Raw genomic sequence first — 23,711 nt, forward strand, 5'->3', positions numbered from 1 at the left:
TCAACAACTTGGGGCTGATTCTGGATTCGACGGGATTTGCGAAACCCAAGGTGCATGCCGAGGGGCGGTTGGCCTCGTAAAAAGCCGCAAAAAAATAGTCGCAAACGACGAAAACTACGCTTTAGCAGCTTAATAACCTGCTTAGAGCCCTCTCTCCCTAGCCTCCGCTCTTAGGACGGGGATCAAGAGAGGTCAAACCCAAAAGAGATCGCGTGGATGCCTTGCCTGGGGTTGAAGCGTTAAACTTAATCAGGATAGTTTGTTGGTGGCGTGTCTGTCCGCAGCTGGCAAATGAATTCAAAGACTAGACTAAGCATGTAGTACCGAGGATGTAGAAATTTCGGACGCGGGTTCAACTCCCGCCAGCTCCACCAAATTATCTTCTAAGGACGTCCAAAGAAGACTGAAAAGCCCGCTAATTCAATGAGTTGCGGGCTTTTTTATGTCCTGCGCAGTCTGATGTCACCTAATTAAATCCAATTATCTTAGGCACCTTGATAGGCACCTCGCAAACCTTTATAGTTTTTGAGGTGCCTAAAAACAATGGAACATCAAAAATGGCAAGACAAACCAAACCTTTATCCGTAAAAGAGATCGAAGCAGCAAAACCAAAACAGAGTGATTATGTCCTCTATGATGGTGATGGATTAGAACTATTGGTTAAATCCAATGGCAGCAAGCTGTGGTCATTTCGCTACATTCGCCCTATCACTAAAAAGCGAGCTAAAAAGGGCCTTGGTTCTTACCCTGCCGTAAGTCTTGCTGATGCTCGTAGTTATCGCCTTGAAGCAAGAACACTGCTCGCAAAACAGATAGACCCACAAGATCACCATAAAGAGCAAGTCCGTAACACCTTAGAAGCAAAGGCAAATACCTTTCAACTTGTCGCTGAACGTTGGTGGGAAGTGAAGAAGTCCACCGTAACTGAAGATTACGGTAATGATATTTGGCGTTCACTTGAACGAGATGTCTTCCCCGCTATTGGCGATATTAGTGTTACCGATATTAAAGCCCATATCTTGGTTCAAGCAATACAACCGGTTCAAGCTAGAGGTGCATTAGAAACTGTTCGTCGCCTTTGTCAACGTATCAACGAAGTGATGATCTATGCTCAAAATACTGGATTAATTGATGCTGTTCCAAGTATCAACATTGGTAAGGCTTTTGAAAAACCAAAGAAAAAAAATATGCCAAGTATTCGCCCTGAGCAATTACCGCAACTGATGCAAACGATGCGTACAGCTAATATTATTTTGCCCACTAGATGTTTGTTTATGTGGCAATTACTCACCATATCACGCCCTGCCGAAGCCGCTGAAGCCCGTTGGGACGAAATCAACTTTGAAACCAAGGAATGGAAGATACCGGCTGCTAGAATGAAAATGAACCGTGAGCACACTGTTCCGTTATCTGACGCTGCTTTAGCTATTTTAGAGCTAATGAAACCATTAAGTGGTAATCGTGAGTTTATTTTTCCTAGCCGAATCAAGCCTACCCAACCAATGAACAGCCAAACCGTCAATGCTGCACTAAAACGTGCTGGATTCGGTGGCGTATTGGTTTCTCACGGTCTACGTTCAATTGCTAGTACCGCTCTCAATGAGCAAGGCTTTCCACCTGATGTTATCGAAGCCGCCCTCGCCCACGTTGATAAAAACGAAGTTAGACGCGCCTATAATCGCAGTGACTACCTAGAGCAAAGACGCCCCATGATGCAATGGTGGGCTGATTTTATTGAGGCAGCAGATAGAGGAAGTATTATTGATGGTGGGATCTGAGGGATATCGCTAGTTGGGTAGCTGTTATAAACCAGCTCAAATTTGAGCTGGTTTATAACGCCATAGAACTATACATCACCTAAAACAAGCTCAGCCGGTTGACCTAGATAAGATCGTATAGCACTAAAAAAAGAGGGCCAATCACCTGATCCATTTTTTCTGAGGAGTGATCTAGCAATAAAACTAACAGCCTGCTCAACTGTTTGTCCATTCTTCAACATTTTTGTAATTTGATCGTTGATATTATCTAGAACAGTCTTTCGGAATCTAGTTAATCTAGGGGAATTTAAATTCAGCTCCTTAATTGTTTGGTGTGCCATTCCAACACTTATGCCGAGCTCTAAGCAAGAATCTTCATTTACGGAAATCTGTCCCGAAGAACGATCAAACTTCCAAAGATTTAATTCAGGAAGGTTAAGTGGATTTAAGATAATGCCATCTAAAATTTTGTCACTCTTTGGTACATCACAAGAATAATTTTTTCGATCAGTATCAAATCTTTGCTCAGAATTAACAACATTACTTTGATTTCCGCCACAGCAAACAACTAATAAATTTCCCCATTCCAGAGCCCAATTAGGTTCTCCCCGTTCTCGTTTTGACTTAGGGTGAAAATGCTCAATGCGGCAGTCATCTAATGCCCCATCTGTTCCTGACATTAAGTCCTGTTCACAATATGCACATAAATTGCCTTGATCCGTACGTAATTGTTGAAGAGTTTCCTGATATCTTGCAGTGCAACAGCGAAAAGCCTCTGTAGTAGAGCTTTTATCCCTCTCCCACAAAGCATTAGGATGAGTACATCTAAACACACCAAGTCGATTTGGCTCATCTAGCTTATTAATTTTTTTCATTATGACGCTCAAACTCACGAATACGAATATCAGTTTCTAATTTTTGAAGTTCATCTTCAGTCTGCCCTCCCCATTTATATAACTCTTTTTTGAGTTCTAATGCCTCATCTGTATCCCATTCATCGGCCTCTACCAACTCCGTGTAACGATTTAATTTCTTAACAATATCAAGATGTTGGGCTCTATTATTACCACCTAAAACATCTTCTAGCATCCTTGAGCTTTCAGAACCGTAAGTTGTAGTTCCTGTTACTAATCTTGCCTCGTTAGTATTGACAGAAACAATGCGAATACAATCGGCTTTTATCGTTGTTAAGACCTGAGGACTATGTGTCGTGACAATAAACTGGATATTCTTAAACAAATTAGTAAGATCATTTAAAACCTTTTGTTGCCATCTAGGATGCAAGTGAAGTTCAATTTCATCAATTAAAACTATCCCGTTAATGGTTAGTGGTTCCGGCTTAGTAGGATTAAGTAAATAAGCACGTCTGACTAGATCAATAGTTAGGGATACCATATTTCTATACCCTTCACTTAGTTGTTCCAATGTTAGTTTTACATACTCATCCTGCTCATTTTTCCAATGAACCATAACATCGTTACTATTTTTATCGAACTCCAAGCATGTAGCTCGATCAACTATCTGGTAAACAGCTTCTGAAACAAGTCTCTTAGCTGGGTGAATAAATTTATGATCTTTTAATTCATCACGTTTTCGAAGCTCATCAACCTCTATTTTTGAAAACCAGTTCTTTAAAATACCGTAATTAACTTTAGCATCCAAAGCGAAGTCGTAACCTTCACCTCGATTTTCTTTCTCAAATGGATTTATTGCAACTTTAGAGCTTGTTGGGGTAAGGGCTCGGTTAGTCCCATAATAAGCGATGAGTGGATATTCAGACTGACTATCTACAATGTGAGTAGCGTAGCTAGTTAATGCTGTTGTTCCTATCTTAGGGGGCTCGGAAACATCAACCCCCTTTGCCACTAGATCCCAGCTTAAACTAGATGTTGTTTCAATCGATATACGAGCGTAATTTGCAATTCCTTTTGAACTTATGCGTATATCTGATTTTTTTATATGTTTTCCTTTTGCATCAGGCATAGCTGTAAGGAAAGGGCCAAGACCACATGCTAATGCTTCTAATATTGATGTTTTCCCTACGCCGTTCTCTCCAACCAATACATTTAAAGAGGGGTGCATCGAAACTTTAAAGTCAGAATATCCCCTAAAATTCTTCAAAGAAATTTCACTAATTGTTAGATTCTTGCGAACATAAAGAGAGGGATCTAAATTAAAATCTTTATCTGCTATTTGGCTATGAGGTGAGCTAATACTAAATCGGCCATCTTTATTGCAAGCCTCTACGATCTCATTGATATTTTCTATGGTAAGAGTATTTCGACCACGAGCAGGCTTGTAAAACAATGAAGCATCGACAAATTTAATACTTCTGTCATTTATGCTATTTGTTCCTGAGTTGAGAACAAGAAGTACAGTTGAGATAGCCGTAGAATAATAAATATTTTTAGGTAAAAGAATTACTTGCTCGATGATGCCGCAAGAGACTAAATATTCACGGACTTTGGCCTCGGAACCTGTTCTGGTTAAAGCCCCAAGTGACATACCTACTAGTATCTTCCCGCTATCAGAAAGAGCTGGAAGCATTGATAATGTTATAAACCAGTCACTTCTACTTTCTGGCAATATTTCAGCTATACCTAGCCACCGATTACTAGTTTTATAGTAAATATCATTTCGAGTACCTTTAGGGATTTTCATACCAAAAGGTGGGAAAGAAACAATTAAGTCATATTTGTTTTTTTGATATAATGGTTGTGATAAGGAATCACCGAAATAGTCTCGACCTTCTATTTGCCTAATAGTTCTACTTATTATTAGTTTAAAGTAAGTACTTTTATTAATTTCTTGAGTGTCAATGTTGACCTTTTCAGTACTACCAGTACTAGTATTGGCGAAAGAAAAGGCCGTATTTCCAGCACCTGCAAACGGGTCGCATATTGACTTTGGTTGATAACTCAATCCTAATACTTTAACCAATTGATTGATATCTCTAGGAGTATAAAACTCACCTCCTGATTTACCTTCATTCTCGGCAAAAAGCAAATCTAGTTCCGATAAAGAATGAGACATTATTGAAGGATTTTTATTGAATAAATTATCGGTCATTGCAGCACGGACAAAAGAATCGTCAATATTGTCAAATGAACGTAGTGTATTCTCTAAGTAACCACTAAGAAATTGAGATATCTCGCTATGAACTAAGCCAAGTTTAACTCCATAATTTACCAGATCGTAAGAGTATTGGGCGATTACATCAAAAGTACCGAATCTTGGTGCCTCAAAATGCTGGCCTGTATTGGCTTGCAGATAGCGTATGAATAAAATTGAATATGCTAACGAGCTATAGTCTGATATAGGTGATGCTCCTCGAACATAATCAAGTATCTTCCATATTTCTTTTGCCTGAGCTTTAGCCAATTTTAGGTCATCATCATTTATCATTTTTTATCTCATTTTAAGCATAGGAAATTAAGTAACCCAAAATTCTTTAGGTATCCTTATTTTTATTCTATTTCATCAAGTCAAAAAACAATTCAACATAGCCATTTTCAGTCAGACTCTATAGCCGTTTAATACCTAAGCGTTTTGGCATATATTTTCTACTAGCACATATCTTTATCCAAAGCATACAAATACATCACCACCCTGAGCTTATTCCCAAGATGGTGAATTACCATATACTAACGTTGAGCTTCACTTGCCTTTCCTAATCCCTTCATTAACACATCAAACATCAATCCAGCAAAGCCTTTCGCTATCGCTTCATTAGACAGAAGTTTCATTGCCATCTCATTATGAATATCCATACTCTCAATAATGGCATTATTGATTGACTCAGTGAATTGGCCGAGCATTGCTTGCTCTTTGGTATTACTGCGCAGCTGATCCATAACCACTTCATTTTCTGAGATTTTCCCTGCAATCGTATTCGCATAATTGAGCATATCATTTTCAGATAAACCATCTTCAATAAACAAGTCGTTCATTCGTTGAATGATCTCGTTAAGCAATTCAGTTTTGGGATCTTTCGGTACAGCACCAGAGCCTTCTTTTGCTGCAGGCAAATAGGGCTTTGGTTCTTCTCCAATCATAAGGCCAAGCTGTAAATCGGCTTCGCGTTGCTCGTGAAGACGGTAGTGTGTCATCACCACATCTGATAAATCGATTTCGTCTTCCACAACATCGAGGCGCAGCAACGGATGAAGATATTTGGCGAAAATACTCAGTTTTTCTAATTCATAATCATCAAAATTGACAATCTGAGACGTAAATTCGTAGTAGCGATAAAACGAGATGAGGTCTTTCTTGAACACCTCAAGAATATCTCGGGCTTCTTTCGCGTGCTTTACGCTATTTTCAGCATACTTAATTTTTTTGTCGTTCTTTTCAATTTTTGCCTTTGATAGCTCCGCTTGTGCAGCTCGAAGAACCTGTGATGCATCCTTATAACGAACAGAAAAGCGGTCAACAGCTGGCTTACACAGATTAGCGAGTTTGGCTTGATTTGCTTGCTTGTTGTTATACGTTTCAACAAACATCTCAACCTCTCGCCATTGATAAATACCAACTTTGTCGAGCTTTTTCATTAGTTCATAGACAATGTTTGGATCAGAGACATCAGCCAATTCTGCAGTTTGGAAATATACTTTAAACTCTGCCAATATATCTTCAGGATCATTAACGAAGTCGAGCACAAAGGTTTTTTCTTTGCCTTTATAAGTACGGTTTAACCTCGAAAGCGTCTGAATACACTCAACGCCTTTTAATGGCTTATCGACATACATCGCTACTAATTTTGGCTGGTCAAAACCTGTCTGGAATTTATTCGCCACCAGCATGACCTGATAATCTGAGGTATCGAATGCTTTACGCATATCGCGACCACGGAGATTAGGGTTCATATTATTTTCAGTGAAAGGATGATCAGGGAAATCAGGATCATTCACCTCCCCCGAAAACGCCACCATTGCATTAACATTGGTGTAGCCCTTCTCTTGCACATATTTTTCAAAAGCCAGTTTGTAGCGTACAGCCTCTAAACGACTACTAGTGACGACCATCGCTTTGGCTTCGCCGCCTAGCAAATGCTTAATTTTATCATTGAAATGTTCAATGATAGTTTCCACTTTTTGAGCAATGTTGTAAGGGTGAAAGCGAACCCATTTTGCCATTTTCGATGCTGCTTTCTTACTGTCTACCTCATGATCTAAATCAGGATTTTTATGCGCTAATTGGTAAGCCACTCGGTAACTGGTGTAGTTTTGTAGAACATCGAGAATAAAACCTTCTTCAATCGCTTGACGCATTGAATAGACATGAAAAGGCTGGGGTTTATTGGTATCGCTTGCAGATTCTTCAGGATTGGGTCTACGACCAAACAACTCTAGTGTTTTTGCCTTCGGTGTCGCTGTAAAAGCAAAGTAGCTGAGCTTATTCGAACCTTTACGAGCTTCAAGTGATAAACGCAGCATATCTTCACTATCTAGCTCTTCATCACCGTCTAATTGCTCAGCCATGAGAACTTCACGCAGCTTACGAGCTGTTGTTCCTGTTTGACTTGAGTGCGCTTCATCCGCAATCACAGCGTAGCTTCGGCCTGCAAGAGTTGAGTCTTGACGTATCGCTTCTAATACGTGAGGAAAAGTTTGAATAGTCACGATAATGATAGAGGTACTAGCCTTCAACTCCCCAGCTAATTGGCTGGATTTAGAGCCTTGAGCCTCTTCGCGGTTAACACGAGCAATCATCCCTTCGCTGTGGTCAAACTGATAAATTGTATCCTGTAGCTGGCTATCCAACACCGTTCTATCGCTGATCACAATAACAGAGTCAAATACCTTATCCCCTGCTTGCTTATCAAGCTCAGGGTGGTCGATATCATAGTGTTTTGATGCTAATTGGTGAGATAACCATGCAATCGAGTTTGATTTACCTGAACCTGCGCTGTGCTGGATCAGGTATTTATGCCCTGTACCTTCATTGTCTACGGTTCTGAGCAACTTTGAAACCACCGACCACTGATGATAACGAGGAAAGATCAGCGTTTCTTTTTGACTAATTGAACCATCTAAATTTTCAACATCTTTGACTTCAAGGTGAATATATCGCCCAAGGATAAGCAGCAAATTATCTTTTTGGAAAATTTCATTCCAAAGATAGGATGTCGCATAGCTGCCATCTTCGGGGATATCGTTCCCCTTACCGCCTTCGCTGGTTCCTCGGTCAAAGGGCAAGAAATAAGTATTTTTGCCATTTAAGTTCGTGGTCATTGCCACGTTGTACTGGCTGACCGCAAAGTGAACCAATGCCCCTCGTTTAAAAGTCAATAACGGTTCGGACTTATGTGTCTTTTTGTCTTTCGGTAGCCTGTCCTTCATATATTGGACTTTGGCATTATCAATTGACTGTTTAAACTCTGACTTAAGCTCACAAGTGGCAACAGGTATCCCATTCACAAATAGCGTTAAATCTAATCGACCGTCATAACCATTGGGCGAGTAAACCAGTTCAGGTACTACACGTAGAATATTTTGCTGATAACGAACCGTTGCCGTTGGGTTCAGATCGTGATCTGGTTTAAAGCTACACAGATCAAACTTAGCACCTCGGTTATTGACCTTGTTTCGCAATACCCAGAGTGTGCCTTCTTTTTTAAGTTCTTGTTCTAATGATTTGAGTAGCACATCAGCTGTCGTATTTGGAAAGTGCTGCGCGAGTTTATCCCATTGCTCTGGCTGTGTGGTTTTCACAAACGCAATGACGTCGTCAGGATAAAGAGCTAGCTCTTTGTTGTAGTTGCTCGATTCGCCTAATAACCAACCGTGAGACAGCATTTGGTCAAGGATGTCGTTTTGGAATATTTTTTCTTGTGCCACATCTGACATTAATCAATCCTCTTATACTGTCGCCACAATGATTTTTTTTAACTTCTTAAAAATATTATCTGAAAATTGCTCAGCGGTTTCTTTTTCCGAGAGTAATTTAATAGCTATTTCATTATGATGCTCTGAACTCTCAATGATCGCAGCTTGCAATAAATCTGGATAAATCCCTTGCTTTGCTCGATCTTCAGGATTATTTTTTATTTGTTCACAAAGCTTTTCATTTCCTATTAAACTATCAACGATTACAGCGTAATAATGTGACGAAATGCTCTCATCCAAATTAGTCGAATCTTCTTCCGGGAGTTTTTCTTTTATTTTAATATTTTTCTTTAAAAAACTAGCGACATTGTCAATTTCAGGGAACAATGTCGCTTCCGAGATAGACAATGTTGCAAGTTCTTTTAATAGGTTTTCTTTAGAACCTTTTGGTATAGCAATATGCTTAATATCAGTTCGGTAACCATCTGGGATGCGGGTTAGATCTGTTTTTTGGTTACCCATACCAAACAAAAAGAAAGCCCCACTTTGTTTTATTATTCTGCGATTATCAAGCTTTGGCTTTACGCAGATAACAGAGTTCAGATGTTCTTCTTTAATATAAGGTTTAAAGTAAGGTTTTTCAGCTTGTATTGAATGCAAAAAACGCTCGGAGTGCTCCTTATTATTGAAGTCAAAGCTTGATTCTGTTCTAACTAAGTTACTAATAACTGAAACAGTATCGCTATTGAAATACTTTATTTCGTCATTTGGAACCTGGTAAACTAATACTTGTCCGTTTTTGGCATTTTTGTCCCTCGATGTTTCTGGTATTAGTGTACAACACGTAAAATATAGAGCGACTAAAGGGTTACTTGTTATATCAAGCAATCTTGTTGGTAAACCGTAGTGCTGCATTTTCACCAAAAAATCAAAGGTTGATACGCAATCTTTAAACTCTTCAGGACATTGCGTAATCAGGTTATGAAACAGCTCCCCCTCATTCTCTACGTAACGGCTTTTCTTTAACTCGTTATTTTGATTTCTAAAAATCGTGGGTATGGGAGTATATTCATCTGAAGCGTGACCTCTATAAAATAGAGTGTGGTCTTCTTTTACTTGTATTTCCGAGCAGGCCGCAATAAAGTGAGCCAACGTTTTAATATGCTTTACTGCCATAATTACTCTTTCCAGTCCCTAACATCAATTTTTCCGGTTACTGCAGCTGAAATAAGAGCTGTTTTACGTTCTTTTAAAGCTTTTATCATTATTTTAGCCTTGATTATTAACACATCAAAATCGTAAGACATTTTCTTGATTTTATCGCCAATACGCGTTTGCTCATCCAATGGAGGCATCGCAATTTTTAATCCATTAATTCTCTCAACTGAGATACCAGGCTGTGCAGCAGAAATAGAGTATTGTCCTAAATTCATAAATCGAAGAAACTCAGAAAGAAATGTCAAATTAAAGTTTATGTATGGATAAACAACAACAGCGTGTTCAGAGGCAAAAAATTTACCTCTTGCGATATTAATATTTCCACATAATGCGCCTTGTCTTCCAATCAGTGCGTAATCACCATTGCAATTATAATTTGAGGTATATCCTCTAAAACCATTGCCTCCCATTACAGGATATTCACCTTCAGGTTCTATTTGATCTGATGTTATTCCATCTCCACTAAGCAGTTTTAAAAAGTAACTTAGCTTTACTACCCTCCAATGCTTAGGTACTTCTCCCAGCCATTCCACACCAGAGTCTTTCATTCGTACATCAGGATTAAGCCCTTTAGTCACTGCGTGAGAAATCACCGCTTGACGTTTTTCTTGTAGCAGTTCAATCAATTTTTCTTGCTTGGCAATTAAAGTGTCAATCTTGGCAGTTTCATGATCGAGGAAGTTGGCGATTTTATGTTGTTCTTCAAGAGGAGGAATCAGAATAGGTAATCGTCTAAATTCCTCAAACTTCATTGATTGTCTTAATCCCCCTCCCATACCATAGAATACTTTTGTTGTGTCGTAAGAATGGAGTAATCTGTACGCAAATCGAGGTTCAATAGATTTGTTTGCTTTCAGCTTTAAATATGCTGATGTAATAATTCCTGTCTGCTTCACTAAACCTACACGTAAACTTTTTTTATCATTTTGTAGGTCTGTTAATCTAAGGATTAGATCTCCATCATTAACAATCTGGTATGTATTGAACGATTCAGGAAGTAGCCCGAAATTAGTGTCCACATCGCGCTCAATAATATTTCCATAGCTTAAGGATAAAACAATGCTTTCTTGCCCTTCCGTATTTTTTGTTACTGTCGGATCAAATACTGAGAATGTTGGCTTTACAAACCAATAAGTTGGTATCTCTCCAACCCACTCAACCCCTGAATCTTTATACTCCGGATATACCTTATAGCGCCCAACCATTACGAATGTACCTCTTTCAGCAACTCCATAATCTCAGTCGATATCGCATCCAACTCCGCATCAATCTCTTCTAACGCTCTAGGTGGTTCATAAACATAGAAATGGCGGTTAAACGGAATTTCATAACCAACAATACCCACTTCACCATCTTTCGGGTCTAGCTTGCTTTCATCAATCCAAGCATCCGGTACGTGTGGTAGGACTTCACGAGCGAAGTACTCTTCAACACTTTCCGTAAGTGGTACGTTTTCGTTATCACGCAAATCAGGATTAGATTCAATCTGGCCTTTGGCTTTGCACACTTCAGCTTCATCATCGTGCTCACCAAGGTGTTTCACAATCAGTTTTAGCTGCACTGCACTTAATTTAACGTCTGCCAGCTTGGTTTTTAACTGTTTGAGGAATTTATCCCGAGACAAATACTTTTCGATTTCAAATGACGTAAGCGCGTTAAGAATAGCTTGTTGGGTAGTTTCATCTATTTTCTGCCAAACACTATCTGCTTGCAGAGCTTCTAGGCGTGTAGCATCCTTCGGGTAAATAGCTAATTTCAGTGGGCGTTCAACCGTAATTCGGCGATAGCCAAACGCTTTGTAATCAAAGATTTTACTAAAATCGTTTTCTACAAACTGACCGTATGTTTGCACGATTGTATCAATCGCTTCTTCTGTTAGTTCTTTTCGCTTACTGCCCAGTGATTTACGCATGACAGCATAAAACACGTTATCATCATTGCCTTCGATTTCACCGCCACCACTACGCCCACGCCCACCTGTTTTAGCACGTTCTTTTGACGCATTAATTAGCTGAACCTTACCTTTGCGAGCAGTTGGCTTATGGTTAGATAACACCCAAATATAAGTGGCAATACCCGTGTTGTAGAACATATCAGTAGGCAACGCCACAATTGCTTCGAGTAGGTCATTCTCCAGAACATAACGTCTAATTTCACTCTCACCGCTACCCGCTCCGCCAGTAAAAAGTGGGGAGCCATTTAGGATGATACCAATACGTGAACCACCTTCACTTTCAGGGCGCATTTTACTAATTAGGTGCATCAAAAACAGTAATGAACCATCAGACACGCGAGGTAAGCCCGCACCAAAGCGGCCTTCAAAACCTTTTTGGGTATGCTCATCAGTGATGTATTTTTGGATTTTCTTCCAATCCACACCAAAAGGTGGATTAGATAGCATATAGTCAAACTTATCACTGCGGAGCTGGTCATTCGATAAGGTATTGCCCAGTTTGATATTATCGACCTTCTGCCCCTTAATCAGCATATCTGCTTTACAGATTGCGTATGACTCTGGGTTCAGCTCTTGACCGAATGCTGATAGAGAGGCTTTCTCGTTGAGTTTGTGGACATACTCCATACCAGACGATAAGAAGCCACCGGTTCCTGCTGTAGGGTCATAGATTGAGCGTACCAAGCCTGAACTGGTTAACTCTTCTTCGTTAGTGAAAAGCAATGACGTTGTCAGCTCAACAATATCCCTTGGGGTAAAGTGTTCCCCTGCGGTTTCATTTGAGCTTTCGGCAAAGCGTCGGATAAGCTCTTCAAACACTAAACCCATACCATAGTTGCTAATGGCGTCAGGATGAAGATCTGTGGTCGCAAAACGTTTTGCAACTTTATAAAGCAGGTCGGCTTCTTCCAATTTATCGATGGTATTAAAAAAGTCGAAATACTCAAAAATCTCACGGGCATTTGGGCTAAATGATTGAATATAATTCTGAAGATTATTCGCTACACCAGTTTCACCAAGACGGTTCAAATCCATTTTTGAGGTGTTATAAAAGCTTAACTGCGCAGCATGGGTAAGTAGTTTGTCCTGCGCTTCAATCGGCATTGATTTTACTGCATCGTATTTAGCCAGAACATCAGCCTTTGTAGCTGCAAGGACACACTCTAAGCGCCTTAGCAAGGTGAAAGGGAGAATGATGCGTCCGTATTGAGATTGCTTGAAGTCGCCACGTAACAGGTCAGCTACTGACCATAGAAATGCCGCTGTTGAAGAGAAATTGTTATTAGTCATTGTAATCAGCACATTGTATATTAAAAAAGTTAACTGATTGTACCTTTATAACAAGCCTAGTGGTAGCGACATACAACGCAAAAAATACAGATTATCCACCAAGTTAGTGAACATGGCCTTGATAAAACTGCAGAGCGAAATAATAACTTACCCGTCAATCATAGCCACTATGTGAATAATTCAACAAGTATATTAATAAACAAACCTCTATTCACTCACATCGTTCTCTTTGTAGTTAAGAGCCAAGTCATAATACCCATCACGATTACTATGCCAAGGGAGCATACATTCCTGTTCTAGCAACACATAATAATAATATAAGATTTGAGGATAGCTGCTTTTTTTTATCGGTTTATGCCGTAAATACAAACTTCTAGCTGATACACTAAAACCATAGTCTAAAAATTTTGATTTTACTTTCTCTGAAATTGTCAGACTATTATCTGCTTCATAATAAATCGCCAATTCTGGCTCCGCTACACTACGAATCTCAATCTCAAATCCCCCTAGAGTTCCAAGCCATTTTCCCTGAGTACCTCCAAACATGCGTTTATGAAAATAAAATCTATTCATATTGTTTAGAAATTTTTCAGCTTTTATTTTCGAAACATGCTCTTTACACCTAAAAGAAAGCATAAATGAACGCTGCCCTTTCCTCTGTAATGAGATGTCAACGAGCCTTTTATAGTAATCTGCAAGGAGTTTACGATCAGTACGGGATATTTTAGATTCAAGGTTGGGAATCACTATAGTTCTATCCTTCTCGAGAGATATCATTACATCTAACGCTCTTTGCAGAATCTTAAGCTCAAAAATTAAGCCCGCACGGATAAACAACAGCGATAACTCTGAATCAGGCTCATGCGCGTATTTGTCAACCTTATGCGAATACTTATGGCATGAAATAATATTGCGATTTACTAGCTCGTGATAAAAAAGGAAAGGGGCATTAGGATACTCATATATATAACAACATTCAGTCAATCGGTACCTAATAATAAATGGCATAGTTGATAATGATAATACCTTATCATTCATCAATTCCTCCGTTGCCTGCAAAAGAAATTCTCTGGTCACGCCATTATGGTGGGCAAATACGGAAAGCATGGCCAAACTAAATGTTCTTGTGTAATTATCTATTTCCTCAAGCTTGTCCTGATTGAAAGACGGGCTATCAGAATTCAATACTTTAAAATACTCGGCAAAATCTGACAAATATTTGTCATCAACCGTTAAGCGAATTTCAAGAGCAGACAGCAGGTAATGCTTGGTTATCTCTGCTTGTTTTCCAGTGAGTCCTTCTTTCTGTAGTATCTTATTGATTCCATTAAGAATCCAAGGATACCACTCTTCTATAGATTTTCCGCATATAAATCCCATAAAAACTCGATTGAAATGAAGAGTATCGATCACATCAAATGCTGCTTTTTGCAATGCTGTCGTAGCTGGCATAAGTCAATGTCAAAAAAAGTAAGTAGTAATTACCAATTTTAGACACTATTCGTCTTCATTACAATGTATCGCATACCAGCCAACAGGCTTAGGTGGCGAATAACAGAGAATCGTTATTCAAGGTAACTTAGATTATTACAGTTAAACGAGGTAGAAAAAATGAACCACCATACTCAAACTATAAAGATCCTACGTATTCGTACAGTTATGGCAAAAATTGGCATCTCCCGTTCGACGATATACGACTGGTTAAACCCGAAATCGAAGCGCTACGATCCCACATTTCCAAAGCCACGTCAGCTAGGAAAACAGTCTGTCGGTTGGTTGGAAACAGATTTAGATAAATGGCTACTTCAATGTAAGATAGCCAATGCATCAACACATTGTGTTGATATTCCCAGAAATGGTTTTATCTAATATTAATCGCTGAGCCTTATAATGACTCTCTCGGACGTTAGTAGCAATAACGTCCGTTTCTAGTTGAGCTGGTTACCATTCATTATTTACTCCTCCCAATAGACCTATACCCATCGTCATAATTTTTAGTGTAGTCTTTAGCTAAATACTCCATGCGCTTTAATAGCTGGTTAAGCTTCTGTTCATAATCTTCCTTATTAATATTCAAATGAAAGACTCCATTAACAGGAAAATGTACTAATGATGAATACATAATAGAATCTAATCCTAAAGCGCTATACCATGCCTGTTGAATTAAGGCGGCTAAACTATTATCAGAATCGAACTTTCCTGCACCGTGGTATAAGTCTTTATTAAGTAATAATAAAGCATGATAATGTTTACGTCGGTTGCTATTGCCTGTTTCACGTACCCATATATAACGTAAACGATTTCGCCAGCGGCGCCCCCAAAGTTTATTTTTTCTTAGACAATCAACACTTAGTTTGGCTTTAAGTGATTCAATAAATCGCGTTATTTCACGACTCGAACGACTATAGTTGTAATTAGCTGGAAAACGTAAATCTACACGTAAAGCTAAAGTACGGGGAAATTCATCTACAGCTTGATTGATTACATCAACAAACACATTTTGATATTTTTTATTGTACGAGTATTCTTTCATTTATTGATACCAATGATTATTATTTTAGATCATGAAAACATCGGTATAAAAAAATATACAACATCAAAAACCAACCATTTAGATGAAAAATTAAAGAAGAAATAAAGCTTAAATGATTTTAAGCTAAAGCTTTAATTATTTACCATTCATATAATGGAATATATTAATTAAGTCTGTTAAATTAACATTAAGTAATTAAACCAACAATAGGTAACTCATATAATTAAATTGATGTTATATATTACTATACCGACAACATTAGATTTAATTAAAATAAAAAATAGGGTAATACAGAGCATGCTAGACATACTCTATTCTATTTTATCGAATATAATTTCACTCTGATATTAGTTTGACCTATTTTTAACATAATTTATTGCGTTTCATTGCTACAATCGCAACAGTAGCAATTTAATAATGTGCAATTACTGGATTTTTTGTAAATTTATTGTTACGGAAAAACTTACCTTCACAGACCATTTTTGCTCCTCCTCTTGTATAATCTATTTCAATCGCATTCACACTTTCAAGGTTATTTACTACAATATTCAATAACTTTCCTTTTCGTAAAGCATTAGGACCGATGCGACGAATATCATTAAGCTTAATACAGTCTGTATTTGAGCGTTCATACTCCATATTTAACCAAGACAATAACAAGGCTTCATAATAGTCCCCCTCATGAGAGAATAAATTAATAGCCTGTTCCATATACCATTCGCATAATAACCAAGCACTCTCAACATATTCTGTTCTTATTGCAGAGTTTCCCTCTGCAAAATAGCTAAGTAATGCAGCTAGTCGTGCGACATTATTTGGTAGTTTTGAAGCAAAATCATTCATGTTGGCATATTTTCCATCAGGATGAATGCTAGACTCAATATCATTATATATTTTATTCCACTCATATTGAGCTTCTGGCTCAAGTGATAAAATGATTCTCTCACCACATTTTTTATCAGTATTATTTTGATTTAATAAGTTACTTATCCTTTGATAAAAATAATTAAGATATCTTGGTTCGTTTAAATAAGGCTTAATAAATCGATCGCCTTGTGTCGTTAATTTTTCATCGATAAAAACAGGTAAACAACGAGCAAAGAAACCACTACCTCGTGCTTTTTCACCTTGGCGTTTCAAGTACAAATCAAATGTTTTCTTTTGTACCATCATAGATAAAGTAATACGACCATCCTCTATTGTAAAACTTTGGGTTGTTTTACGCTCAATATGAAAACTGACACCATCCCACATTGAATTAATGAAACTCAAATCTTTCATGACCTGTCTATCCAGTATATTTGCCCCCTCATCAGCAATTAAACCAATATTTTGAGAGTGATTATACATAGTAAACTGCAGTGCTTCTGGAGTAGTATTATTATAAATTAATCGATTACATTTCGGTAAGATAGGCTTTTCAATTTGTAATTCTCTTAAGCGTTGAGACTCCAGCTCGGTAGGTTGTCCTTTTGCTGTTTTTTTCTTTATTACCCCTAAGATTGCTTTTTCTTTCTCCTGCCATATCAGCAATTCAACCGCATGGCTCTTTTTACATAAATCAAATTGACGTAATGAAATTTCATCATGTTGATAAAACGGTTGCATTACCATTCTATCAACTGATGTTTTTCTTTCGCCTGAATTTGCGATAACAAATAAAAATAATGACACTGGTCCTTTTAATGATTCATTAATATTTACATCAATTAAACTTTGACACGATAATGAAATAGCGCTAATTACCGAAGATGCAATTAATGGAATGGGAGCTTGTGTACGCTCTTCAATATCTTTAATAACGTTACGTAACTTAGATGGAAATGCATTTAAAGGAAAACGTCTCATGATTTTTGTCCTATTGTTTGTTTCGATAGCCGTAATAAATCGCAAACCCAATCGCAAGTCAATTTGAAATTTAACTTTGGATTAATTTAGTTTAGATAAGACAGAGTATTTACATTGAAATTTATTCAATAAAATCATTTCATTGAAAATCAACCTTAAAATAAAAAGACTTACTCCTCTAAATACTTCATTATAATCTTTCAATATTGATGTCTTGCTTAACAAATTTCTTAACCCACAAGAAAATACTTGCTTTGATTTATATTTAAATTCATTGCTAACATCATACAAAAAGGAAAAATCATACTTTACTCAAAATCATATAGTTCGTCTTAACAGTTCTGTGCGACTGGTTAAACTTTTACAGTTATTACCTTTATCTAATTAATACAAGAGCATTATTACTTGGTGAAATATACCTATGCGTTTTAAAAATTTTTTCAGATATATATCATTTTAGTGATATCTCATCCTTGAGAACTAAATACTCCCAGCCATTTATTGTGATGGTGGATTTATTTTGAGGTTAATATGAAAAAATTATCAGGCTATACCCTTATTCGTCGCCATCTCCGACGCTACCCTCGCTCACTGCGTCAAACCTTATTAAAAGAACTTAACCAGTTAGTCACCTATGAGCCTATCATTGGCATTATGGGAAAAACAGGTGTTGGGAAATCCAGTCTGTGTAATGCCTTATTTCGCAATCAAGTTTGTGCTGTCAATGCTGTTGAAGCTTGTACTCGGCAGCCCCAACAGATCAAATTGCGCTTTGGACAGCACACACTAACGCTAGTTGATTTACCGGGTGTCGGAGAAAGCCAACAGCGTGATGAGGAGTATCGTGAGCTCTATCGTGAGTGGATACCTAAACTCGATATGGTACTTTGGGTACTCAAAGCTGATGACCGTGCTTTCTCCATTGAAGAGCAGTTTTATCAAACAGTATTCACGGAGTATAACGGAGAGCTACCAGCTATTACTTGGATTTTGAATCAAGTTGATAAAATAGAGCCTGTAGAGCAGTGGCACTGGGAATCCGCACAACCGTCAAAACAACAGCAAGCTCATATCACATTGAAACGACATGCTATCGCCAAACAAATGCATATCTCTGCAGATACCATCATTCCGATATCTGTTAAAGGCCGATATCACCTTCCCCAATTGGTGGAGGCGATTATTACTCGTCTCCCAAAGCAGGCACGTAGTCCCTTAATCCCACATCTACACAACTCCTATCAGACCACAACGGTTATCAATCATGCGCGTAGCTCTTTCGGTGATACGGTCGTAGATATCATTGAGCAGGTGATTGATTTAGCACCATTACCGCAGGTCGCTCGACAAGCCCTCAAATCAACAACTCATCATATTGCTCAAGTAGCGCGCTCTGTTTGGTCATTTTTCTTTAGTTAATTCAATTACATCCTTGAAATACTAACCTATCGATAAATGATTTTACGTTGTCATGATCGAAATTGTCGATCGAACCGATCGGTTTTTTTCATTATCCATACGGAAATGATGGCTATACAATCTCTCAGAAGTATCATTGCCTTAAGTATATTTATAAAAATCAATGCGATAAATCGCAGGGTTTGTCACGTTATTAAGAATTGAGAGCCATCAGTTGTTTGTTGAGCACTCACTTTTTGTTCGTATTAATCAAGTCTTAGAGCCTTTTATCTGAATAGGCAAAATCACTAATTGGAAAATATCATGAAAACAAAACTTATTATTTCTGCACTTTTTATTTCGGCTTTAACACCGACATTCACTCACGCTTTTGGTAACTCACACACTTGGACGAGTAACAAAACACAAGGAATGACCGAGTTTGTCATTCTAGGTCAGGGCAAATCTCAGCTTTATCTGTCTTGTGAAGATAAAGGTGATAAGCCTATAAGGATTATTTTTACCGATATAAACGGTCATCAAACCCGCATGGATTCGGAACAATATTTGGAAATGAAATTTAACGGGGAGGAGACGGCTCAAATCAGTGAAAGCGCAAGCCGAGCGGGCTCAAGTCATCTAGCCTCAGCTTGGTATAATTTACGTACAGCTAAACAAGTTACAGTGTCCAGTGATGAAGGTGAGCCCGTGACTTTTACGCTTAATGGCGCTGCATCAGTTCTTCCTGAATTTGGTGATGATGGTTGTCTCGCTGAATTTTTCCTTTAGTCATACCTCATGATAGCAAATGAGCCATATTGCATCATTTGCCAGATACGGCTATGGCCTTCTTTTCTATTACCCTTCTATTTACGACTAGGACAATAATTATGAAAAAACAACTTTGTGCGCTCCTATTAGGGCTCAGTGCTTTTTCCGTCTATGCTGAACAAGCACCAATTCAACTCAAATCAGGCCCCAGTAATGCAGGGCGTACATACAGTAAAGTGTATATTACTTCGAATGTCGATAGTGTGATTATCAAGAAAATCATCGTTAATCGAGGAAATTGTAAAGATGCAGAGTATCTTCCTTGGAAGCCAATTAGGCTGAATTTTGGCAGCACGTACGAACGTATTTTCACAGGAAAACGTGCAGGAACACCCTGCAATGTGCTCGAAGTAGCTGTTGATACAAACCAAGGTGCATGGACATTTAATTTCAAATAATCATTCTTATTTTTACCTTAATCTTTTATGGCCTGCTCAACATAGCAGGCTACCTTATTTTGTTTATCAATGACTCCCCTCTCTGACATCTAATGTAAAACGCACTGCTTCACGTTATTTACCAAACGCATTTTTATTCTTATTTATACCCCTCAGCCTATTTATTATTCAATTATTACATGGAGATATCACATGTCATCCCCTTATTCAGCCTCAAAACCCGACACACTTATGCAAGCTACTGTTGTTCCACTTTCTGTTAGGCCAAATTTCTGGCAAACCCACTTTGGCACCGTTAAAGGCTTCGCCACGTTTGAAGTGGTGATTTTCACTATCATGGGCCAGTTCTGTGATGAGTACACTGGCGGCTATTGGGAATACTGCATATTACCTAACGGCGGTGCGTTTATTTATCCTGATTTAGGCCATGAAAAACTCACGTTATTCAATATGCATAATGGCAACGAAGCGGAACTAAGCCCAGAAGCGGCAGGTGTCGCCGTCTGCTTGATGCTGTATAGCCAGTGGTCATTTAGAACGGAAAGTGAATTGCTAGTTGAGCGTTTCTACCAACTTCGTGACTACGCCATTCAACATCCAGAAAGCTCAGCTATTTTTCACCTTATCGATTAACTGCGTCCTTAATTTATTCTATTAGTCTTACCTATCTTATTTATTTTCAAGGAAATTTATTATGACTCGTTTAGCTTCCCGCTTTGGTGCGGCGAATAGCATTCGTCGTGACCGCCCATTAACTATCGAAGAGTTATTCCATACTGTACCTAGCGTTTTCTCTGAAGAAAAGCATGATTCCAGAAGTGAGCGTTACACTTACATACCAACCATTACCTTATTGGACAGTCTGCAAAAAGAAGGCTTTTATCCATTCTTTGCCTGCCAGACTCGTGTACGTGATGTTAGCCGTCGAGAGCACACCAAGCATATGTTACGGCTTCGACGCCATGACCAAATCACAGGAATCCAAGTACCTGAAATTATTTTACTTAACAGCCATGACGGCTCAAGCAGCTATCAGATGTTACCGGGGTTATTTAGAGCGGTATGTTCGAATGGTTTAGTCTGTGGAGATACCTTTGGTGAAGTGCGTGTACCCCACAAAGGTGATGTAGTAGGAAAGGTAATTGAAGGGGCTTATGAAGTACTGGAAACGTTTGATACGGTTGCTGAAAAGCGTGAACAGATGCAATCACTATTGTTACCGCCACCAGCACAGCAAGCCTTGGCACAAGCGGCTTTGACGTATCGTTTCGGTGAAGAACATCAACCGATTACCGAAGAGCAAGTATTACAGCCTCGTCGTTGGGAAGATAAGAAAGATGACCTATGGACGGTATATCAACGTTTACAGGAGAATTTAATCAAGGGAGGATTATCGGGCAGAAATGCTAAAGGTAAGCGAGCTCGCACTCGTTCAGTGAATGGTATTGATGGAGATATCAAATTGAATAAGGCGCTGTGGGTGATGACAGAAAAGATGTATGAACATTTTTCTGGTAGAGAAAGAGTTTAAAAAATGTAGCACATTGTTTTTCATAAAATGATGTGCTGTAGTGGTCAACAAAAATTGGTCACCGTTTTAGAGCTTTCCCAATATAATCGTTCTGACTCATTGGGCGTTAAGCCACCGTTATATTGATGCGGTCTAATCTGACTATAATACCCAATGATATATCGTGTTATTTCTTGCTGTGCCTCTATAAAATTACGGTAACCTAAAATAGGTACCCATTCTGTCTTTAAGCTTCGAAAAAATCGCTCCATCGGCGCATTATCCCAGCAATTACCTCGTCGAGATAAACTTTGCTTTATCTGATAACGCCATAGTAATTGGCGATATTGACGGCTTGTATAATGACTTCCTTGATCTGAATGAAACAGCATATTTCTTGGCTTACCTCTTGATTCAAAAGCCATTGATAATGCTTTTCCCGTTAGTTGGCTATCGGGTGAAAATGACACCGCCCAACCAACGGGCTTTCGAGCAAATAAATCCATCACAACCGCAAGATACATCCAGCGATTACCTGACCAAATATATGTGACATCACCCACCCAAACTTGGTTTGGCTCCGTGACTGCAAATTGTCGCCCGAGATGATTCGGTATTTCAACGTGCTCTTGAGTTGATTTTGTATATCGATGTTTCCGCATTTGGCAACTCACCAAGCCAAGTGATTTCATAATCTGAGTTGCACGATAGCGCGTTAAAGGAACCTGTTTTGTCTTCGCTACAATATCAGCAATAGTACGAGCACCCGCAGAACCGTGACTGCTTTCATGAGCTTCTCGAACAAGGGCCCGAAGCCGAATTTGTTCCGCTGATAGTATTTTTGCACGGTGACGCCAGTATTGATAGCTACTGCGATGAACACTGAACACGTTACACAGTTGTTTAATACTAAAGCGCCGGCTGAGTTTCTCGATCAGCGAGAATTGTTCAGAGAGTCCGACATCACCAGCGCTGTAGCCTTTTTTAAGATCTCATTATGCTCTTCAAGTTGCGCGATTTTCTTTTTTAATTCACGGATTTCAATCTGCTCAGGCGTCATGGGTGACGCTTTCGGTGAAATGCCCTTGCGTTCTAGCTTGAGTTGCCGACCCCATTTGTCCATGGTTGATTTACCAACACCCATCGCGTTGGCGGCCTCGACCACGGAATAGTTTTGGTCAAGCACCAGTTGAGCCGCTTCAAGTTTGAATTCAGCGCTGAAAAGCCGTCTTATACGTTTTACCATAATTGTCACCTATCTGTTTATGAGGTGATGATATCACCTCTGAGTTGGTGACCAAATTAACTATGCCACTACACTTTAACATTGCGAAAATACAAGAAGCATAAGCCAAAGCCACAATTTCGTTGTTTCTGTGTGAGTAAAATGAGTTGCTCTGCAATAAACGCGTTTTCATTGGATAAGGTGGCAGTGTAACGATAACAGACCTCACTGAGGCAAAAGGTACGGCAAGCCAGAGCAATACTCATCTTATTTTGCTTAACGACTTCTTGAGCTAAACATCGACGCTCAGAAGCCTTTACCACTTTTTTGCCATAGCTTCTTGGATCACTTCGGCTTTAAGTCGTTCTTCGGCATACATTTTTTTGAGACGTCTATTTTCCTCTTCCAAGGCTTTCATTTTCGCCATTAAAGAGGAGTCCATGCCACCGTATTTTGCTCGCCATTTATAAAAAGTCGAATTGCCCATGCCATGGTCGCGGCAGAGCTGTGCAACGGGAACACCTTGCTCAGCTTGCTTCAAAATAGAAATAATTTGAGCGTCAGTAAAAGTTGTTTTTTTCATCGTTTTCTCCTGAATTTATTGTAAGAGAAAATTCTACTTATGAACTCGATTATTTTTAGGGGGGATTACCAATTAAATCGAATCATAAGAGTGGCTCTCCACCTTATCTCTATCTTGTAAGGTAGTGTCGATAGTTTTTGATAGTAGAAATGGTACCAAAGATGAGAGCGGGATCTAGATCATAACCAGAGGCGTTCACGGAAGCTCTACTGACCTGACAATACTTGCAGGTATAGTCGCAACGTAGTGTGGGCACAATCATGAAAATTGGCCTGATCGCCATTCATTCATCAATCGTTTTTGCAAAAGCAGAACTTAAAGCATAGTATAGAGTTATGG

At 38.8% G+C, this 23,711-nt stretch carries 17 protein-coding genes, 1 other RNA gene and 2 pseudogenes; 8 read left to right on the forward strand and 12 right to left on the reverse strand.

Annotated elements, in window-relative coordinates:
* Nucleotides 1–10: 10 nt before the first annotated feature.
* Nucleotides 11–374, forward strand: a transfer-messenger RNA (tmRNA) gene (ssrA, locus tag M1F25_RS14350).
* Between the two features lie 183 nt (nt 375–557).
* On the forward strand, nt 558–1,778 hold the full coding sequence (locus M1F25_RS14355; protein ID WP_181488190.1) for an integrase domain-containing protein: 1,221 nt from the start codon (nt 558–560) through the stop codon (nt 1,776–1,778).
* A 68-nt stretch (nt 1,779–1,846) separates the two neighbouring features.
* Here the strand turns inward: M1F25_RS14355 and M1F25_RS14360 are convergent, their stop codons facing one another.
* From M1F25_RS14360 to M1F25_RS14390, 7 genes are all read right to left on the reverse strand, one after another.
* On the reverse strand, nt 1,847–2,632 hold the full coding sequence (locus tag M1F25_RS14360; protein WP_105881187.1) for a retron system putative HNH endonuclease: 786 nt from the start codon (nt 2,630–2,632) through the stop codon (nt 1,847–1,849).
* On the reverse strand, nt 2,619–5,162 hold the full coding sequence (locus tag M1F25_RS14365) for an N-6 DNA methylase (protein ID WP_105881188.1): 2,544 nt from the start codon (nt 5,160–5,162) through the stop codon (nt 2,619–2,621). The genes M1F25_RS14360 and M1F25_RS14365 overlap by 14 nt, the downstream gene beginning before the upstream one ends.
* 239 nt (nt 5,163–5,401) lie before the next feature.
* Nucleotides 5,402–8,605, reverse strand: a complete 3,204-nt coding sequence (locus M1F25_RS14370) for a type I restriction endonuclease subunit R (RefSeq protein ID WP_105881189.1) — start codon at nt 8,603–8,605, stop codon at nt 5,402–5,404.
* Nucleotides 8,606–8,617: 12 nt separating this feature from the next.
* Nucleotides 8,618–9,760: an FRG domain-containing protein gene (locus tag M1F25_RS14375; protein WP_105881190.1), complete on the reverse strand. Its 1,143-nt coding sequence runs from the start codon at nt 9,758–9,760 to the stop codon at nt 8,618–8,620.
* A 2-nt stretch (nt 9,761–9,762) separates the two neighbouring features.
* Nucleotides 9,763–11,007 carry a restriction endonuclease subunit S gene (locus M1F25_RS14380; protein WP_105881191.1) on the reverse strand — a complete coding sequence of 415 codons (1,245 nt, stop codon included), beginning with the start codon at nt 11,005–11,007 and terminating at the stop codon, nt 9,763–9,765.
* Entirely contained in the window at nt 11,007–13,046 is a 2,040-nt protein-coding gene (locus tag M1F25_RS14385) for a type I restriction-modification system subunit M (RefSeq protein WP_181488196.1), read from the reverse strand. Before M1F25_RS14385 ends, M1F25_RS14380 begins: the two co-directional genes overlap by 1 nt.
* Before the next feature lie 207 nt (nt 13,047–13,253).
* Nucleotides 13,254–14,498 (reverse strand): hypothetical protein, encoded by a 1,245-nt coding sequence (locus M1F25_RS14390; protein ID WP_181488198.1) that lies wholly within the window; start codon nt 14,496–14,498, stop codon nt 13,254–13,256.
* 159 nt (nt 14,499–14,657) lie between these two features.
* Between M1F25_RS14390 and M1F25_RS14395 the strand changes: the two genes are divergently transcribed.
* Nucleotides 14,658–14,915, forward strand: a complete 258-nt coding sequence (locus tag M1F25_RS14395; RefSeq protein WP_105881194.1) for a helix-turn-helix transcriptional regulator — start codon at nt 14,658–14,660, stop codon at nt 14,913–14,915.
* An 82-nt stretch (nt 14,916–14,997) separates the two neighbouring features.
* On the opposite strand, the gene M1F25_RS14400 is transcribed toward M1F25_RS14395, so the two are convergent.
* Nucleotides 14,998–15,579 carry an inovirus Gp2 family protein gene (locus tag M1F25_RS14400; protein WP_105881195.1) on the reverse strand — a complete coding sequence of 194 codons (582 nt, stop codon included), beginning with the start codon at nt 15,577–15,579 and terminating at the stop codon, nt 14,998–15,000.
* Between the two features lie 411 nt (nt 15,580–15,990).
* Nucleotides 15,991–17,427 (reverse strand): YfjI family protein, encoded by a 1,437-nt coding sequence (locus tag M1F25_RS14405; RefSeq protein ID WP_105881196.1) that lies wholly within the window; start codon nt 17,425–17,427, stop codon nt 15,991–15,993.
* Nucleotides 17,428–17,958: 531 nt separating this feature from the next.
* Between M1F25_RS14405 and M1F25_RS14410 the strand changes: the two genes are divergently transcribed.
* From M1F25_RS14410 to M1F25_RS14430, 5 genes are all read left to right on the forward strand, one after another.
* Nucleotides 17,959–18,846, forward strand: a complete 888-nt coding sequence (locus tag M1F25_RS14410) for a GTPase family protein (RefSeq protein ID WP_181488200.1) — start codon at nt 17,959–17,961, stop codon at nt 18,844–18,846.
* A gap of 303 nt (nt 18,847–19,149) precedes the next feature.
* Nucleotides 19,150–19,614 carry a hypothetical protein gene (locus tag M1F25_RS14415; RefSeq protein WP_181488202.1) on the forward strand — a complete coding sequence of 155 codons (465 nt, stop codon included), beginning with the start codon at nt 19,150–19,152 and terminating at the stop codon, nt 19,612–19,614.
* 101 nt (nt 19,615–19,715) lie between these two features.
* Nucleotides 19,716–20,054 carry a hypothetical protein gene (locus tag M1F25_RS14420; protein WP_105881198.1) on the forward strand — a complete coding sequence of 113 codons (339 nt, stop codon included), beginning with the start codon at nt 19,716–19,718 and terminating at the stop codon, nt 20,052–20,054.
* Between the two features lie 231 nt (nt 20,055–20,285).
* Nucleotides 20,286–20,687, forward strand: a complete 402-nt coding sequence (locus tag M1F25_RS14425) for an antirestriction protein (RefSeq protein WP_105881230.1) — start codon at nt 20,286–20,288, stop codon at nt 20,685–20,687.
* Between the two features lie 61 nt (nt 20,688–20,748).
* The gene (locus M1F25_RS14430; RefSeq protein ID WP_105881199.1) at nt 20,749–21,585 is read left to right on the forward strand and encodes a DUF932 domain-containing protein; all 837 of its coding nucleotides are present in this window, start codon (nt 20,749–20,751) and stop codon (nt 21,583–21,585) included.
* A gap of 44 nt (nt 21,586–21,629) precedes the next feature.
* Here the strand turns inward: M1F25_RS14430 and M1F25_RS14435 are convergent.
* From M1F25_RS14435 to M1F25_RS14445, 3 genes and pseudogenes are all read right to left on the reverse strand, one after another.
* Nucleotides 21,630–22,810, reverse strand: a protein-coding gene (locus tag M1F25_RS14435; protein ID WP_105881200.1) for an IS3 family transposase whose coding sequence is annotated in 2 segments (ribosomal slippage) — nt 21,630–22,555 and nt 22,555–22,810 — 1,182 coding nt in all. Because the reading frame shifts where the segments join, the coding sequence is not laid out codon by codon here.
* Between the two features lie 74 nt (nt 22,811–22,884).
* Nucleotides 22,885–23,372: pseudogene (locus tag M1F25_RS14440) on the reverse strand (transposase); the annotation flags it as partial.
* Nucleotides 23,373–23,457: 85 nt separating this feature from the next.
* A pseudogene (locus M1F25_RS14445) lies at nt 23,458–23,697 on the reverse strand (hypothetical protein); the annotation flags it as partial.
* Nucleotides 23,698–23,711 lie beyond the last annotated feature (14 nt).

The sequence above is a fragment of the Providencia sp. PROV109 genome, assembly GCF_033681625.1.
GTDB lineage: Bacteria > Pseudomonadota > Gammaproteobacteria > Enterobacterales > Enterobacteriaceae > Providencia > Providencia hangzhouensis.